The sequence below is a fragment of the Isosphaeraceae bacterium EP7 genome, from assembly GCA_038400315.1.
Classification (GTDB): Bacteria; Planctomycetota; Planctomycetia; order Isosphaerales; family Isosphaeraceae; genus EP7.
The window spans coordinates 1,421,014-1,437,750 of the sequence record CP151667.1 but is presented as its reverse complement, the minus strand read 5'-3'; the positions used below and the strand labels follow the sequence as shown (position 1 = coordinate 1,437,750).

General features: G+C 67.2%; 11 protein-coding genes. 1 reads left to right on the top strand and 10 read right to left on the bottom strand.

Translation table 11 applies throughout. The annotated features are described in order from the left end of the window. Nucleotides 1-373: 373 nt before the first annotated feature. From EP7_RS05590 to EP7_RS05560, 7 genes are all read right to left on the bottom strand, one after another. Nucleotides 374-3,346 carry a PVC-type heme-binding CxxCH protein gene (locus tag EP7_RS05590; RefSeq protein WP_463526658.1) on the bottom strand — a complete coding sequence of 991 codons (2,973 nt, stop codon included), beginning with the start codon at nt 3,344-3,346 and terminating at the stop codon, nt 374-376. Between the two features lie 105 nt (nt 3,347-3,451). After that, nucleotides 3,452-5,287: an ABC transporter permease gene (locus EP7_RS05585; RefSeq protein ID WP_463526656.1), complete on the bottom strand. Its 1,836-nt coding sequence runs from the start codon at nt 5,285-5,287 to the stop codon at nt 3,452-3,454. A 162-nt stretch (nt 5,288-5,449) separates the two neighbouring features. After that, entirely contained in the window at nt 5,450-6,010 is a 561-nt protein-coding gene (locus tag EP7_RS05580) for a hypothetical protein (protein WP_463526654.1), read from the bottom strand. 90 nt (nt 6,011-6,100) lie between these two features. Further along, the gene (locus tag EP7_RS05575; RefSeq protein ID WP_463526652.1) at nt 6,101-7,090 is read right to left on the bottom strand and encodes a DUF1559 family PulG-like putative transporter; all 990 of its coding nucleotides are present in this window, start codon (nt 7,088-7,090) and stop codon (nt 6,101-6,103) included. A 304-nt stretch (nt 7,091-7,394) separates the two neighbouring features. Then, the gene (locus EP7_RS05570) at nt 7,395-9,656 is read right to left on the bottom strand and encodes a transglutaminase TgpA family protein (RefSeq protein WP_463526650.1); all 2,262 of its coding nucleotides are present in this window, start codon (nt 9,654-9,656) and stop codon (nt 7,395-7,397) included. Continuing rightward, nucleotides 9,653-11,050, bottom strand: coding sequence for a DUF58 domain-containing protein (locus tag EP7_RS05565; protein WP_463526648.1), 1,398 nt, complete (start codon nt 11,048-11,050; stop codon nt 9,653-9,655). Before EP7_RS05565 ends, EP7_RS05570 begins: the two co-directional genes overlap by 4 nt. 54 nt (nt 11,051-11,104) lie before the next feature. After that, nucleotides 11,105-12,082, bottom strand: a complete 978-nt coding sequence (locus EP7_RS05560; RefSeq protein ID WP_463526646.1) for an AAA family ATPase — start codon at nt 12,080-12,082, stop codon at nt 11,105-11,107. A gap of 206 nt (nt 12,083-12,288) precedes the next feature. Between EP7_RS05560 and EP7_RS05555 the strand changes: the two genes are divergently transcribed. Beyond that, nucleotides 12,289-13,395 (top strand): glycosyltransferase family 4 protein, encoded by a 1,107-nt coding sequence (locus tag EP7_RS05555; protein ID WP_463526644.1) that lies wholly within the window; start codon nt 12,289-12,291, stop codon nt 13,393-13,395. A gap of 16 nt (nt 13,396-13,411) precedes the next feature. On the opposite strand, the gene EP7_RS05550 is transcribed toward EP7_RS05555, so the two are convergent. From EP7_RS05550 to EP7_RS05540, 3 genes are read right to left on the bottom strand one after another with little or no spacing between them, the layout of a single operon-like run. Then, entirely contained in the window at nt 13,412-14,323 is a 912-nt protein-coding gene (locus EP7_RS05550; protein WP_463526642.1) for a glycosyltransferase family 2 protein, read from the bottom strand. Next, nucleotides 14,320-15,528 carry a glycosyltransferase gene (locus tag EP7_RS05545; RefSeq protein WP_463526640.1) on the bottom strand — a complete coding sequence of 403 codons (1,209 nt, stop codon included), beginning with the start codon at nt 15,526-15,528 and terminating at the stop codon, nt 14,320-14,322. Before EP7_RS05545 ends, EP7_RS05550 begins: the two co-directional genes overlap by 4 nt. After that, entirely contained in the window at nt 15,525-16,730 is a 1,206-nt protein-coding gene (locus EP7_RS05540; protein ID WP_463526638.1) for a glycosyltransferase family 4 protein, read from the bottom strand. The genes EP7_RS05545 and EP7_RS05540 overlap by 4 nt, the downstream gene beginning before the upstream one ends. Between the last annotated feature and the right edge of the window lie 7 nt (nt 16,731-16,737).

The following is a 16,737-nucleotide window of genomic DNA, read 5'->3' as shown; positions in this document are numbered from 1 at the left end:
CAATATCCAGCTCGAAACGCCCAACCGAATTGTCGACGACGCTTCAATTCCGCCGACCCGCAACCTCCGACTGCTCGCCGTCAGGCCGCCGGTCCTCGGTGCATGTCGTTTTTTCGAGACACTCGCAGAAATCCTGCCGGAAATCCGCCGAGATCGCAACTATCTCCCCGGCAAGTTCAGACCCGACCAACCCAGGTCGGCCAGGGCCCCCTCGCGCTCTTTGACAATCCGGAAGAACACGGGCGATCCAAACCTCGATCAAGTCGGTGATGGGTCCGATAATCCAGCCCGAATCGAAATTACGAAACGAACCCGGCGCGCCGCAGGCCGTGCCAGAGGAACGACTTGCGACGCCATCCGGGAGCTTGGAAGACTACTTGGTGGCGGCCGGCACGGGTCCCTGGATACCTCGAACGTAGCCTATCAGGTCGGCGAAATCTTGCTGGGTCAGGCCCTTCTCGAGCCCCTCGGGCATCAGCGAGAGGCCCGTCGAGGTGACCTCCTCGATCTGGGCGCGAGGGACGAGATCGACGGCCCCCTCGGCCCGTTTGAGGGTCAAGGTCGTGGCCGACTCCTCGGCGATCAGGCCCGTGACGACCCGGCCGTCGGTGGTGGCCACCGAGTAGTTGACGAACTGCGGGGCGACCTCGCGGTTGGGGTCGAGGATGTGACCGAGCAGGTCCTCGACCGAACGCCCGGTCACCGTGGCCAGGTTCGGGCCGACCTCCGCCCCGACCCCCTCGACGCGGTGGCAGGTCGAGCAGGCCACCTTGAAGACCCCCTTGCCCTTGGCCCGGTCAAAGGTCAGGGTCAGGGCCGGCAGGAAGTCGGCGACCACCTTCGAGCGATCCGACTTGACGACCTTGCCCAGCAAGGCGGCGGCGCGGTCGCGAGTGGCGGGGTCGGTCGAGGCGAGCAGTTGCTTGCGCCTGGCGGCGTCGAGATCGGTGGCGGCGATGGTGGACGCCTCGACGGCGTCGAGCAGGGCCTTGACCCGATCGGGCCGGGCGATGAGGACCTCGATCGCCTCGCCACGCACCGCCGGGCTGAGCGACTTCCAGTGGCCGATCACGGCCCCGGCGACCCGCTCATCGGGCAAGCCCGCCAGCCCTTGCAAGGCCGCGAGCTGCACCGAGGTCGGCTGGCGGCCGTCGAGCAGCGGGGTCAGGGTTTCGACCGCGCGGTTCACCGAGCCAAGGGCCAGCAGCCTGATGGCGCGGACGCGATCGGCCTCGCCGGCCTCGGAGTTGACCACCCCGGCCGCGCCGTCGAACAGGTCGGCAAGCGCCTGGGAGCCGCCGTCGAGATAGGCCCGCAGCGAGCCCCCCGACCGCTGCAACCCGCGGCCGATCCCGAGCGCCACCGCGTCGGCCTGCCCCGCCGGGGCCTGCTTGCCGGCGTAGCGTGCCAGCAAGGCATCCAGATCCGACTTGGTGTTCTCGATGCCGCAGAGCACCGCCACCTCCTCGACCCAGGCCCGACCGGCTGGCGTGGCCAGGAACCCGTCGGACCCCTTCAGCGTGTCGAGGAAGGCGAGCGGCCTCCCCCCCACCGAACTGAGCACCGCCGCCCGCACCCATCGATCGCCGTCCGCCGCCCTGGCGATCGATGCCAGCGCCGGAAGGGCCACGCCGTCGACCGCCTTCCAGAGCGCGAAGGCGGTCTGGAACCGCACCATCGGCTCGGCGTCAGCAGCCAGCCTGGACAACTCTTCGCCCAGCTCGACGGCCATCTGGGGGTGGTCGGCCACCAGCCGCGCGGCCTGCTCGCGGAGGTCGGCCGATGCCGATCCCGCAGCCAGCCGGACGTCGGCCGCCGTCAGAGCACCCAGCGCGTCGAGCGTCCAGAGCCGATGGGCCAGCCCCAGCGGGGTGCCCACCTTCGCCAGCCCGTCGCGCAGCAGCCCGACCGTCGCCGGATCGCGCCGCTCGATCAGGAGTCGCTGGGCCGTCTCGCGCCACCAGGCGTCTCGATCGGACAGGGTCGCGACCAGCTCGGCGACGGTCGCCTTGCCCAGCGAGGGCCTTGTCCGTGCCTTGAAGCCGGAGGGGACGAGGTTGTAGAGCCGGCCGATGTCATGCCCGCTAGTCAGGTCGAGGTGCTTCTTGATCGGCTCGGGAATCGAGAACGGATGCTCGATCGTTTCCCTGTACATGTCCAGGATCAGGAGCGTGCCGTCGGGAGTGTTGGCGAAGTTGACGGGCCGGAACCAGTTGTCGGTGGAGGCGAGGAACTCCGCCCCCTTGTCGGCCCGTTTCGCCAGGAATTCCACCCCATGCTTCTCGAGGGTCTTCCTGTGGACCAGATTCCCCCCCACGTCGCCGACGAATGCGTTGCCGCGATAGGGCTCGTCGAAGGCGGTCCCGCGGTAGATGGTCACGCCAGTGGCCGAGGTGAAGAAGCCGGTGATCGCCAACTCGCTGGGGGGGAGTCGCTTGGACATGACCGGGTCGGCGGCGCGTTGCCGGGTCCTGACGATCCGCCAGGGCTCGGGCTGGCTGATCCTGAAGACGGGGGCCGCCGGGCCGTCCTCGGCGATGTCGTCGATGACCGCGCCGGCCGCAAGCGCCGGGTTATGCTCGAGGTACTGGGAAGGGAGGACGATCTGGCGGATGTGGTTCGAGTTGCCGGAGGTGAACCGATGGTACCAGTCGTCGAACGAGTGGCCGAACTGGCCCCCGCCGGAGATCGCCTCGAAGGCCGAGCCGTCGGGCTTGAATCGGAAGTCTCGACCGCGAACCGAGACCGGCTTGGAGCCCGGCTTCAGGTGGTTGACGATCTCGCCGCCGTTGCCCGCCGCGACCCCGTAAATCCAGCCGTCGTTGCCCCAGAGCAGGCCGTTGAGCAGGGCCTGGACGTTGTCGACGCCGAAGCCGCTGAACGCCTTCACCTTGATCTCGGCCACGCCATCGCCGTCGGCATCCTTCGCATAAAGGATGTCAGGGGCCACGGCGATGAAGACGCCGCCGTCGTAGGGGACGACCGAGGTCGGCCACGACAGACCGTCGACGAAGATGGTGCTGGTCTCGTATCGACCGTCGCCATCCTTATCTTCAAGCCGGCGGACGTTGCCCGTCGCCACCTTCTGGGGATAGGGGTAGCCCCGCATCTCGACGACATAGAGCCGGCCATCGGCGTCGTAGCAGATGGCCACCGGATCGGTGACGGCGGGCTCGATGGCCACCTCGTCGAGCCGGAAGCCCGGGTGGAGCTTGAAGGACTCGAGCGCCTGCGCCGGCGTCTTCGAGCCGATTCGCGGCAGCTCCTTGGCCAGGTCGTCGTCGGCGCCGGCGGCCGAGGTGAGCAGCGCCAGCACGAGTGCGAAGATCGAGGTGCGGGATGGCATGGCGGGGGCTTCCGGGGGAGACGGCCAGCGCGGCCGATCGAGGGCGGGAGGGTGCGGACCAGGGTAATTTACCCAAGTTGGACGCCTCCCGCCATCGAGTACACCCTAGCCCTGGATGGCGCCCGTTCGTCCCAGCGCGATATCGAAGTCGCCGACGGCCGGCACCAGCATGGCCAGCAGCGCGAACCCATAGATGCCCGCGCTGACCAGGAAGGCCGCCAGGATGTCGGCGTTCAAGAGGCTGATCACGCAGTAGAACGACCAGAATGGCGTCAGCAGCGCGACCAGGGCGATGGCCCTCGACGGGTTCCTCGACCCCAGCGAACCGAACAGGGCCACGCTCCCCGCGCCGATGAAGATCAGGAAGCTGAGCAGCTGGCGGCCGAATTCCTGGTCGCTCAGGATGATCAGGAAGGCGCAGATCAGGATGCCGACCATCAGGAAGAAGATGGTCCCCAGGCTGTTCGCCACCGCCGCACGGCTGTTGGTATAGGTCAACGCCGCATGCAGCCCCAGCATCGCCGAGAAGTGGCAGAGCAGCAGGAAGTCGACCACGACGTACCCGGCCGACTCCCACGTGAGCTTGCCGGCGAAGGCCAGCCCCAGGGCGAAGACGACCGGCAGCGCGACCATCTCCTTGGTGTTATAGAGCACGCCGTAGAGCTTGCCGTAGATGAACTGCTGCGGGCTCAGCTCGGTGACCAGCAGCAGGTCCAGGGCCCCGGTGTCGCGCTCGCTGGTCAGCGAGGTTACTCCCTGGGCGTTGACCAGGATCAGGCTGAGGATCGACAGCGGGATCAGGACCTTGGCCACCCGCCAGGTGTCCGAGTCCAGCCCGGGGGTTCCGGCGTAATAGGCCACCCCCAGCGCGAAGGCCAGGAGGTAGGCCCCCTTGATGATGAGCGGCTTGGTGCCGTAGGCCCTGGTCATCAGCTCGCGCCAGAGGATCGGATTCGTCCAGGGTCGGCGGTATACCCCGGCCTTGCGGGTGATCCGCTTGTGGGTGCGTCGCGGGACGTGCAGGCCGGTGGAGATGGTCTCACCATCGGTGGCCGGGGTCGACTCGGGCAGGCCGGCCGGCACTTCTTCGACCTCGACGAGCGTCTCGACCTCCTCGGCCCCCTGCCCCTCGCGCTGCTCGCGGGGCTCGTTGCGGCCGGGGTTCCAGATGCGCAGCATGAAGACCCCGAAGACGACCAGTGCGACGGCGGCCAGGCTAGCCGCGGCCACGAAGACCAGGCTCGGCCGGAGCACGGCGTTCACCCCCGTCGCCGACGACAGGACGCCGACGATCGCCCGGTAAGGATTGAGCGCCTGGGCCAGGGGAACCCCGGCGATGGCCAGGTCGGGGAAGGCGATGCCCAGGGCCTCGACGGCCGCAAGCCCGAGCACCAGCACCAGCACCGTCAGGGCGAGCGACTGGAACGTCCGGTCGCGGGCCAGGGCCACCAGCAGCCCGAGTGCACCGCCGACGAAGCCGGCGGCCGCCGTCACCGCCAGAACGTCCAACATCTGGAGCGGCGAGACGCCCCCCAGAAGCAGGCAGAGAAAGAAGACCGGCGCACCGGTCAGCAGCAGCGTCCCGATCTGCAGGAGGCTGGCCGACAGCTTGCCCAGCACGATCTCGACGTCGCGCAGGTCGGTCATCAGCAGCAGGATGAACGTCCGCCGGTCCTTCTCGTGGGCCACCGCCGTGGCCGCCGCCAGCGGGGCGAAGAACAGCATCAGCGTCAGCTGGAGCAGGGCGAAGAACTGGAACAAAATGACGCCGAACCGCGAGATCAGGCCGACCTCGCTGACATCTCGCCAGCCAATCAGCGACTGCCAGGCGGTCCACATCAGGATGAACAGCAGTCCGACGTAGGAAGCTCGGGCCACATAGAAGCGGGGCGGGCGCGGGGCCGTGATGACCTCGCGCGCGATGATGGGTCCAGCGAACAACGCACCGACTCCGATGGGGCAACGTGGGCGGGATCCGTTGGAGCATTCCAGACTAGCAGACGGATCCCCTACACCCCAAGGCCCTTGCTTGCGGCCCGAGGGGGGCGAAGCGCCACGTGCCGGTCTTCGGGCGAGCAAATCGAGGTCCTCAGCCCACCCGCGCTAGCTGCTGACCTTCACCGTACCAGCCTCGTCGATCTCCAGATGGACCCCGTTCGACCCGCGACCGACCTCGACCTTGATCTCCGAGGTCGCGGGGTTGGAGAGCTTCGCCGGCACGGTCACGCGGAAGACCTTGCCGGTCTTGTCGGTGAAGGTCTCCTGGGCCGCCTTCTTGGGGCGGCTGGCGAGCATCCCCGCCTTATTCTTGGCCACCATGAAGGCTTTGGGGTCGACCGTCGGGTCGGGCAGCGCGGGCGGCTGGTCGGCGCCCTCGGGGTCGAGCCCGATGATGGCCACGCGATGGGCCCCGACGACCGCGCCGTCGCCGGCCGACTCCGTCGAGAGCACGAACGACCCATCCTTGTTGATCGAGCCAATCGCGGGTGGCCCCGAGGTCCCCTTCGTCGTGTCGGGCTCGAACATGATCGAGCCGTAGGTCAGCGGCTTCCCCTGATGGGTCACCGTCCCGGTCACCCGGGCCAGTTCCAGGCCGTTGTCGGAGCCGCAGCCGGAAAGGGCGGCGAGAAGGCCCGCCTGGAACAGGATCATCGCGTTTCGCATGGACGCCTCCTCCTCCGCTCGGTGCAAACGGGCAAGAACAGGGCGGGGCGACACCGCCCCGCCCGTGGCCGAAATCCGGCCTCGCCCGGATCAGTAGGCGTCGGAGGAGATGACCTCGCCGCGACCCCTGGTGCTCAGGGCGGCGTACGTCCGCGGGTTGACCGTCTGCTTGACGAACCGGACCGACCCGTCGCTCAGGCAGAAGTTGGCCCCTCCCGGATGCTTGCTCTTGAAGGCGAAGTTGTAGACCTGGTTGCGGAAGCAGTGGGTCGCCTGGATCGAGGTGATGTAGGCGGTGCTGCACGTGGTTCCGTCGGTCGGGTCCACCTCGTTATCCCTCAGATTCGTCTTCCAGTTCAGCGGCACGATGGTCCCGCCGTAGGCCCCGTGGCCGTTGGTCCACATGAGCTGGCCGTTGAAGTTGGGCGAATTCTCGCCGACCAGGAAGGTGTTGCTCGATCCGTCGGTGCACGAAGTCAGGCTCGTGACCGCCCCGGAGCTGCAATCGCCGAACATGCCCGAGAACGTGTTGTTGCATCCCCAGTAGGTGCCGGCCGCCTGGGTTGAGTAGATGTCGAAGAGCGGGTTGCCCGTCTTCTGGTCGCCCCAGCTCGTCACATAGTTCAACGGAGCGGCGGTGTACGACGTCCCCAGGTCGAGGATGTTCGTCCATTTCCGGTCGGTAAAGAGCTTGTTGGAGTCGTCCGAAGGGCAGAGATACGCCGAGATGATCGTCCGATAGACGGTCACATGCTCCACGCTCGTGTTGGCGCCGCTCCTCAGCGAGAAGTTGATCGCGTTGTAAGTCGGGCCCTGCTCGAGCTGCGGCAGGATGAACGTGGACCAGGCCCACCAGGAGCCGTCCCAGCCGACCTGCACCATCGAGCCCGGGGGAAAGCTCCCCAGCGAGTCGTGATAGTTGTGCATGGCCAGGCCGATCTGCTTGATGTTGTTGATGCACTGGGCACGCCTGGCGGCTTCGCGGGCGCTCTGAACCGCGGGCAGGAGAAGCGCAATCAAAACCGCGATAATAGAAATGACAACCAGCAACTCAATCAGAGTGAATCCTCTGCGACGCATGGGACGCTCCGTGGCCGAAATAGGGGGAACTGCTCGCCGATTCAGGGATGGCCAGACCCGCCCGGCAAATATACGTTAAACATCGAACCTACCCAGGTTTATCACAACCTCCACCGAGATCAATAGGAGACGCCTGATTGTTCCTGTTTCTGCTCAAAATAATGGCAGATTGAGGCGCACGACTGCACGAGACGATGCAATGCGTCTCTTCCAAACTCAAACAACTCGATCTAGGCGCGAGACGATGCGGGATCGATGGCGACCGATCCCGCACTCGTGAGTCTCGCGGAGCCAGGGCGGTGAGCTAGCTCGTCTGCGGATTCAGGCCCAGTTCAAGCTCGTCGAGCCGCGATTCGAGCCGTTCGAGGGCATCCGGAGTGAGTTCGATCTGTCCGAACCGCACACCATAGAAGGCGTCGACGATCAGGGGCGGGACGTCGGCGACCTCGGAGAATCGGCCGCCTCTCGACGTCAGCGAGACCATCGCCCGGTGTGCGAACTCGCGCGGGGTCTCGGTGGGGGGGCGATCCAGGCCGAGCCCTGAGAGAAGCTGGGCCAGCCGCCGGTAGAAAGCGACCCCGATGGCCTGCTGATCGTCGGATTTCGCCTCGCCACGGAACCAGCGTCGCAGCCGCCGGAACGCCCACCTCAGGATGAAGCCCAGCAACGCCAGCGTGAGCAAGACGGCCATGGACACGAACATCCCGCGCACGCTGAAGAACTCGCGAGGCCGCTTGAAGTCGGTGAGCCAGGTCCAGGCCTGCCTGCCCGCCTCGCCCATGATCTGGAACCCGCGTTGGGCCTCCCCATAGAGCCGCATCGCCGGCTCATAAAGGATCCGCTTCTGCCGCTCTGAGTTGTAGCCGACCACGTAGAACACCCAGAGGTAGCGGATGAAGTCATTGACCTGGCGGAAATTCCCGCTGAAGCCCCCCATCGACCGGACCGAGGCCTCGCGCTCGTTGGCAGGGGTCGGGTCAAGCGAGATCCAGCGAGGCCTGCGGAAGCGGTCGGCCTTGTCCCATGGGCTGAGCATCTCGACCCAGCTGTGGGCATGTTTCTGGCGCACAGTCATCACGCCGGCCAGGTCGTTCCAATCCCCCCCCTTGAATCCGTTGACCATCCGGGAGGGAATGTCGATCGACCGGAGCATCAGCGCCAGGGCGCTGGCGAAATACTCGCAGTGCCCCTGGCGACGGTTGCGTACGAAGTCCAGCACAGGGTCGACGTTCGGGTCGATGACGTCGATCTGGAGCGTGTAGGAGAATTGCCCCGAGTCTCGCAGATAGGCCTCGATCGCGCGGCCGCGTGCGTCCCAGTCGGAGGCGGGAATGCCGGCGACCAGGGGGGCGACGATCGCCCTCAGCTCGTTCTTGAGTTCCGGGTTCATGGAGAGGTAGGTCGCGAGCTGATCGGCGTCGGGGAACTGCTCGTTACGCTGGAGCCCGTCCCGATCGGTCGTGGAGAAGACCTTATAGTCGTACATCCCGGTCCGACTCTCGGAGCGGCTCAGGGTGCCGTCGATGGCGCTGATGTCGGGCTCGCTCCCGCGTGATCCCGAGGCATCGATCATCGGCCTGATCCCGAAGAGGACCATGCCGTCGGTCGGCTCCATGCGGATCTGCTGGATCAGGATCGAAGGCTCGGTGGGGGCCTTTGAAGATCGGAGCGGGAAGCTCGCCGGCCGGCGCGTCTGGCGGCTCCAGCGGCGGTTCTTGTAGCTCCCCAGGGTCACCCCGCGCCAGAGCGGATCGTCGGCCGGCTTGACCCGGGACCTCGGCTCCTCGACGGTGCCGTCGAAGAACTCCACGCTCATGACGATCGTGTCGTTCTCGAGGATCTCGCCGAGCTGTCCCAGCTCCACCGTGTCGTCGAACCCGGTCAGATGCTTCGAGATCGGCTGACCTCGGGTCGAACTGCCCATCGACACCCGGCGAGGCATCATCAGGAAGATGGCACCCCCCAGAAGTAAGGTGAGTGCCGCGACCCTGAGGACAGCGAAGGCGAATCGGCCGTCGACTAGGCCGGGGTAAGGCTCGGAGAGGTCGAGCGCCGGGGTGACCGTCGTGCCGGGGGGCTGCTGCACACGCCTCGCATCCCTGTGCAGAGAAAAGAGATGCAGCACCCAGAGGGCCGTCAACGCCCAGGCGAACAGCGCGATGCCGACCGCGTCGCTCTGGCTCATCACGCCGCCGACGAGCACCTGCATGAGGCCCAGCAGCATCAGGAACCAATCGTCCTCGATCGTTTTGGGCAGGAACATCTTGATCAGCTGGAGATAGACCAGCCAGTGCCCGAGCGCAAGCAGCGTCTGGTTCTCGTCCATGGAATATTCCAGGACGATCAGGCTGATCGAACCCAGGGCCAGCACGTTGGCCATCGGCCGGCTGAGCCCCAGCTTGGGGTCGCGATCCACCGTCAGGAGCGCAACGACCGCCGCGCCGGCGACGACGATCGGGTACAGGATGGCGATCTTGCTGTCGTCGGTCGCATCGATGCTCATCACCAGGGTGGAGAAGAAGAGCATCAGATAGAAGCTGGCGCGATAGACCGTGTAGAACCTCAAGTTCGGGCCTCCCGCCCATGGGCCGCCGGGGCCTGCGGCCCCCTGGGATGGGGCGACTCGCCGCTGAGCGAAGCCCGCCTGACCTCTCGAGATCCTGTGGATGAGATCCGATCGAAGACCACATCGTCGGCCTCGCGCCTCGAGGCGGCGGCCTGGACGACGGGCTTGCCGAATTGGATCAAGTCGTTCAGGTCGCCCTTCGATGCGTCGAAGGAAATGACGCGCCCCAGCAGTCCGCGGGCCGATGCGCCTGAGAGCCGCGCCGAACGCTCGCCTTCCTCCGTCAGGTTCAGGGGTCGGGTCGAGATCACGACGAGGATCGCCTCGCGCAAGGTCGCCGGCGGCAGGGCGTCGAAGAGGGCCGAAAGCTGGCCCTCGGGAGAGCCCTTCAAGGTGGCCAGGTGCTCCAGCAATTCGTGCAGCAGCTTGATTGACGCGGGCCCCTGGCGAAGCCCCGGGGTCGGTCCGGTCCAGCCCAGGATTAGACGCCTGCCCTGGTGCCGGCAGGTCTCCAGGCAGACCGTCGCCACGAACCGGATGGCAAGCTCAAGGCTCTCGCGCTGCTCGGGCGTCACCTTGGTCCGGGGCAGCCAGGGGTCGATCAGGATCGCCAGATCCTGCTCGTGCTGCTGCTCGAACTCCTTGACCATCAGCTGGCCGACGCGAGCCGAGGTGCGCCAGTGGACCCATCGGGGGCTGTCGCCCGACCGATAGTCTCGCATCCCGTGATATTCCTGCTGCTGCGCGGTGACGTCATGCCGGCTGCCACGCCGGGTCTCGCTGGCCTCTCTCTGCATGACGTACCAGCGACGCGCAAGCTGCCCCACCTGCGGATAGACGACCAGCTCATCGGTCTCGCCCACCGTGTCCTGCCACTCCAGCAGGCCGAACGGCGAGCGTGTCTTCATGTCCATCTCGCTGAACATGTAGCGACCGCGGGCGGGGCTGGGGCCTTGCCAGCGTAGGCGGCCTCGGCCCAGGCTGGGCACCCGCGCGAAGAAGATGCGCGGGTTGATGGTCGAGGAGCCGGGGATCGTCCGGTCGAGCGGGATCAGGTGATCCTCGATCGAGATGGCCAGCGCCGCGGTCCATTTCCGGTCATTGTCCAGCGTGTAGTCCAGGTTCAGCGGGTCGCCGCAGAACAGGTAGGCCGGGACCCGCCGATGGACGCGCACCTTTCGCACGGTTCGCGAGCTGAAGATTAACGACGCGAAGATCGGCCCGAAGACGAGCCCGGCCACCAGGAAGATCAGGTTGATCTGCTGATAGATCCCCGTCATCAGCAGCCCGGCCCAGACGAGGGCATAGACGGCCCCCTCCCAGGTGCAGCGCTGGCGTTGCCGGGCCCAGCGCGAGAGCTGGGCCCACGTCCTCCGCTTTCGAAGAAGTGGCATCGTGGGGCGGCTCCCTGCGCGTCGGATCTGCTGGGGCGGGGTCTGGAGCCTGAATCAGGACGGGATACGGATCCGGTCGACCACGTCGCGGATGATCGCCTCGGCCGCGCCGAACTCGCCGGCCTGGAGGAACGACTTGCCCACGACCCGGTGAGCCAGGACCGGCACGGCCAGGGCCTTGATGTCGTCGGGCACCACGTAATCGCGGCCCGAGACGAACGCAAGGCTCTGCGCGGCACGGTACAGGGTCAGGGCCCCGCGGGTGCTGACCCCGACGTGCAGGTCCTCGCCGTCACGGGTCGCATGCACGATATCCAGCAAGTAGTCGGCGATTGCGTCGTCGACGCGCACCTCGCGCACCGCCCGCTGGAGCCGGGTCACGTCGTGGGCACCCAGGACGGGCCGGAGCGCCTCGACGGGGGGCCCCGCGCGGTGGGTCGCCAGGACCCGACGCTCCTCGGATCGAAGCGGATAGCCCATGCTCAGGCGGATCATGAACCGGTCGAGCTGGCTCTCGGGCAGGACATAGGTCCCCTCGAACTCGTAAGGGTTCTGGGTCGCCAGCACGATGAAGGGGGCGTCCAGGATGTACGTCTTCCCCTCGACGGAAACCTGGTTGTCGCTCATCGCCTCGAGCAGGGCGCTCTGGGTCCTGGGCGTGGTCCGGTTGATCTCGTCGGCCAGGATGACGTTGGCGAAGATGGGGCCCGGCTTGAACAGGAACTCGCCCGAGGCCGAGTTATAGATGCTCGACCCGAGGATGTCCGACGGGAGCAGGTCGGGCGTGAACTGAATCCGCTTGAAGCTGCAATCGATGCTCGCGGCGAGGGCCCTCGCGAGCAGGGTCTTGCCCACGCCCGGGACGTCCTCGATCAGCACGTGGCCTTCGGCCAGAAGTGCGACGACGGCAAGTCGGATGACCTCGGGCTTGCCGAGGACCACCTTCGCGACGTTATCCAGGAGCCGCTGGAGCATCCCCATCAGGTCTTCGATGGGAGGAGAAACGAGCTCGGCCGTTTCGGGTGAAGTCATGCGCAGCCCTTCGAATCGATCCCCGGATCACCCGAGCTGTGTTCATCGGGACGCTCGAGTATAGACAAGAGGCCCGCCGATTCCAACGAGCGGACGCCCTCGCCGACCGAATCTACCGGGACGGGTCGGGCCTCGAATGCCGGCCTGCCCCGACCCGGCCATTTGTGTTAGGCTCGCGCCGCTCGAAGGGCGAGGGAGGCCAGGCCATGACTCGCGGCAACCGATCGGTCCTGCTGCTGACACGCATGCTCGCCGGCAATGACCCCGGCCGAGACTGGAAGACCCTGGTCGGGTCGCTCACAGACCGCGGCGTCGACTGCCGATTCCTCTCGCTGAGCTGCGAGGCGAATCGCGATCACGGGATGCCTCACGTCGTGGAATGCCCGGGCCTGGGCCGGGCCTGGCAACGGGCCTGGTCGATCCGCAGGCTCGACCCTTCGATCCGCAGGCCGCTCATCCACGTCCTCGACGCTTCGCTCAGCGATTTGGGCCTGGCCCTGGCCGAGCACTGGTCGGTCCCCTACGTCCAGACGATCGAGGAGTTCCCGCCGATCGACTCGGTGCTCCGCGTCTCGAAGCGTTGGTGCCGGATGCTCCTTCCCACCGGCGACGCCCTGGCCGACGAGCTTGCCCGGACCCTGAACGTTCCCAGGGCCTTGCTCCGAATCATCAGGCCGGGCGTCTCGCGGTCGGAGCCCTCCCGGACCCGCCGGACGGCCAGCACGCGCGTCGCCGTGGTCGGAGCCGCCGGCCCGCTGGTCGCGGCCTCGGGCTTCTTCACCTTCCTGACCGCCGCGAGACGCGTGCTGGACACAGGGGCAGACGTCGAGTTCGTCGTCATCGGCCAGGGAGAAGACGAGGTCGACCTCCGCCGCAGGGCCGACCGCCTGAGGATGACCGACCGGATCACGTTCGCGGGCCGGCCGATCCAGGGCCTGAGCCCCTGGGACGCGATGGATGTCTACTGCCAGACCTCGACCACGCCCACCACGGGTTTTCCGCTCATCCGGGCCATGGCCCGCGGCGTCCCCTCGATCGTCGCCGACGTGCAAGGCCCCCGCTCCCTGGTCGAAGATGGGCAGAGCGGCCTGATCGTTGCCCCCGAAGACAGCCAGGCGCTCGCGCGCTCGATGCTCTGCATGCTCGCCGATCCCGACTGGGCCGCCGAGCTGGGCACACGCGGCCGCGATTCGATCGGCGAGACCCACGACTCGGCCATCGAGGCCGACCGGCTCATCCGGGTCTACGACGACGCACTGGCCGACGACCGGCCCTCCTGCCTGGTCCCCGTCGCCGGCCGCATCTCCGCCTGAGTTGAGGCCGGACCAGTTACTCCGCCTGAAGACGTCCCGTCGCGCCGCCGACCAGGGAACGACCCTCCTCGGGCTCGGCCAGGCTCCGCTCGTATCGCTTCGAGGTGGAGAGGAACTCGTAGAACGCCAGCAGCCCGCAGAGGATGAAACCAGGTCGGCCGTCGAGGAATCCCAGGCGCAGCACGTACGCGTAGAAGAACCGGATCGCCGGGCGGCAGGGGAGCCTGAGGTAGACCTTCTTCAGGCGCCGCTTGAAGGCCTTGCCCAGGCCGATCGACACGGGGATCGGCTCGCTGAGGAACCGGCGGAACTGCGCCGCCTCCCAGCTCGAATATCGGTCGTGCTTCTCGACCCAGACGGAAATTGTCGGGTAGGCGTGATGGTCGAGCTCGTGCACCAGCCGGACGACCTTGCCTTCCAGTTCGACATGCTCATGCGCCTCGTTGTCGCCAGTCCGGTCCCCGGGCGCCACGGGCATCCGCTCATATCGGCCGAGCTTGTGCTTGAAGAGGCGCAGGTTCCAGCATTCGGAATAGCCGCAATGCTTGATCCGACGACCGAGGAAGAAATACTTCATATTCAGATAGAAACCATCCGCCTCGTCGGCCTTGGTCCGTTCGGCGATCTCCTCCGCCAGTTCGGGGACGACCACCTCGTCGGCGTCGACGATCAGGACCCAATCATTGCGGAGCGGCAGGTTGTCGAGCGCCCAGTTTTTCTTCTTCGGGTAGATGCCGTTGAACCGGAACTGCACGACCTTGGCGCCGAACTCGGCAGCGACCTCGGCCGTCTCGTCGGTGCTCTGGCTGTCGACGATGAAGACCTCGTCGGCCCAGGCCAGGGCCGGCAAGCACCTCCTGAGATTCTCGGCCTCGTTCTTGGCCGGGACGATGACGCTGACCTTGGCACGCGTGGATTGGCCGATCATGAGGCATCTCCCGGCATCAGGACCGAATCGGGCCGGGGTCCGCCCCCGGCGACCCACCGATAGACCTCGGCCAGCCGCTCCCCCTGGCGATCCCACGTGAAGCGCTCTTCCACCAGAGCACGACCCCGCCCCGCCATCGCCAGGCGTTCGGTCGGGGCCATCTCCAGCAGCGTCCGCAACCCCGTGGTCACGTCGGCGGCGGTCGGCTCGACGACGATGGCCCCCTCGGCAAACGCAAGCTCGGGGAAGTGGCATGCCGTGGTGACTAGCGAGGGAAGCCTGCAGGCCAGGGCCTCCAGGATCGCCATGCTGAACCCCTCGCTGTAGCTGGGCAACACGAACGCATCGGCGGCGCCCCAGACGGCTTTCGCCCGCGCACCGGAGACGTGGCCGGCGACCGTGATCCGTCCCCGCACGCCCAGGGATTCGGCCTGAGCCAGGAAGGGCTCCAGCGCCCCATCATCATTGCCGGCGAGCACAAGGTGCATCTCGGGATGATCGCCGGAGACGGTCGCCATCGCCTGCGCCAGCAGGTCCAGCCCTTTCTTGAGGTGAACACGGCCGTAGAACAGGACGACGAACTTGCCGGCGAGCTCGGGGTGGTCTCGCTCGAGCACGCTCCGGTCGGGCAGCGAGTCGAACGGGGCGAGGTCGACCCCGTTGGGCACCAGGCAGACCGGGGTCTTCGGGGCGATGGCCCGCAGGTGGCCGATCTCCGGCCTGGCCAGGGCGTGCAGGCACGCGGCCCTGCGCAGGTTCTTCCCCTCGACGAGTGCGGTGTAGACTCGCTTCTTCAGGGCTTTATGCTTCATCGCCCAGGGCTCGGCCATCCCGTGCGCGGCGATGAGGTAGGGAACCTTCGCACGCCGGGCCTCGGCCGAACCGCGTCGCGTGTGCCCCTGCCAGAGCCCGTGCAGGTGGACCACTTCGGCCCCGCGGACCGAGGCCTCGAGGTCGGTCTCGGGCCCGTAAAGCCGGACGCGGTCGGACGGGCCCGAACCGTCGAGCCTCGATGGAGTAGGAGTGACGATCGAGACGTCGGTCCCGCGACCTGCGAGCGCCCCGGTCATGCCCAGGATGCTGGGGACCATCCCGCCGTCCCGCCTCGGGTCGAGCCCATTGCAGACGTGGAGCCAACCGCGGCGGATCACCGGAGATTTCTCCGAGAAAACCGGTCGATTGGCCGATTCGAGTTGCGTGCTCATGCGGACCATCCCTTGGTTGTCGCGCCCATGGCCAAAAAGCTCGCGGACTTCCTGCCCGCTGGCCTCTCGATGGCGATGCGGGCCGCTTCCAACGTGCCGCGAGCGAACCGCTCGGGGCCCCACTCCGCCGCGTTCTCCGCGGCGAATCGGCCCATCGCCGCGCGTCGCTCGACGGGAAGTCCGGCCAGCCAGCCCAGGCAATCGGCGATCTGCGATTCGTCGTTCGGGTCGAACCGCCGCCCTGCACCGTCAGGCACCAGGGTTTCGACGCACCCCGCCCGATCCGAGACCAACAGCGGCAGGCCACAGGCTGCGGCCTCGTTGACGACCAGGCCCCAAGGCTCCATCAGGCTCGGGTGGACGAACCCGCCCGCATGCGCCTGCCAATGTGCCTGCTCGCCGGCCTGGAGAAAGCCGGGAAGATGAACCGCCGACGCATGCCCGCTCGCCTCGATCGCCGCCAGGATCGAAGGCTCGTCGGGCCCGCCGCCGCAGAGCACCAGATCCCAGGCCCCCTCCCCCGCAGCTTCTCGATAGCGGGCGAAGGCTCGCACGAGCCGGACGAGATTCTTCTCGGGAACGAACCGATTGACCGCCAGGAAATAGGGCCGAACGGGCAGTCCCGCCCTCGAATTCGGGTCGCGCCGGGCCCGGTCGGCCGCGTCGGCGAAGGCCTTGTTGTCGACCGCGTTGTACCCGAGCGCAATCCGGTCGGCGGGCATTCCCAGGCTGACGAGATAGTCGCGATGCCTGGGTCCGCCCACCAGTCCTGCGGCGCATCGGCGGACCCTTCGGCGTTTGATCGCCTCTTTCCACCAGACCCGCGGATGGTCGATGTGCTGGCTCTCCGACATCAGGATCGTCGGCAGGCCCCGCCGGTCGGCCCATCCCAACGCGGCCATCGACTCGGGCCGGGAATAGCCGACGATCGCGACGACGTCGGGCCGATCTCGCTCCAGGGCCTCTCTCATCGCCCCCGAGCATTCCGAGGCGGCCAGCAACTCGACCGCACGGTCGGGGAAGAGGCGAGTCCAGTCGAATGGTTCCTCGCCGGCCTCGACGAGCCAGGGGTAACGCCGTTCGCTTCCGGCAAGCTCATACGCGGTGAGGCGGCCCCCCTCGCGTCGCAACGCAACGCCCAGCGCGCGGAGCCGCGCGAGGTGATAGGGCCCGAAATTGGTGAACGTGACTGCCAGATGCATCGGCGTG

Excerpts from the sequence above, each read along its gene's own strand:
- EP7_RS05590 (WP_463526658.1), bottom strand. The coding sequence starts at position 3,346 with ATGCCATCCCGCACCTCGATCTTCGCACTCGTGCTGGCGCTGCTCACC.
- EP7_RS05580 (WP_463526654.1), bottom strand. The coding sequence starts at position 6,010 with ATGCGAAACGCGATGATCCTGTTCCAGGCGGGCCTTCTCGCCGCCCTT.
- EP7_RS05575 (WP_463526652.1), bottom strand. The coding sequence starts at position 7,090 with ATGCGTCGCAGAGGATTCACTCTGATTGAGTTGCTGGTTGTCATTTCT.
- EP7_RS05565 (WP_463526648.1), bottom strand. The coding sequence starts at position 11,050 with ATGCCACTTCTTCGAAAGCGGAGGACGTGGGCCCAGCTCTCGCGCTGG.
- EP7_RS05560 (WP_463526646.1), bottom strand. The coding sequence starts at position 12,082 with ATGACTTCACCCGAAACGGCCGAGCTCGTTTCTCCTCCCATCGAAGAC.
- EP7_RS05555 (WP_463526644.1), top strand. The coding sequence starts at position 12,289 with ATGACTCGCGGCAACCGATCGGTCCTGCTGCTGACACGCATGCTCGCC.
- EP7_RS05550 (WP_463526642.1), bottom strand. The coding sequence starts at position 14,323 with ATGATCGGCCAATCCACGCGTGCCAAGGTCAGCGTCATCGTCCCGGCC.
- EP7_RS05545 (WP_463526640.1), bottom strand. The coding sequence starts at position 15,528 with ATGAGCACGCAACTCGAATCGGCCAATCGACCGGTTTTCTCGGAGAAA.
- EP7_RS05540 (WP_463526638.1), bottom strand. The coding sequence starts at position 16,730 with ATGCATCTGGCAGTCACGTTCACCAATTTCGGGCCCTATCACCTCGCG.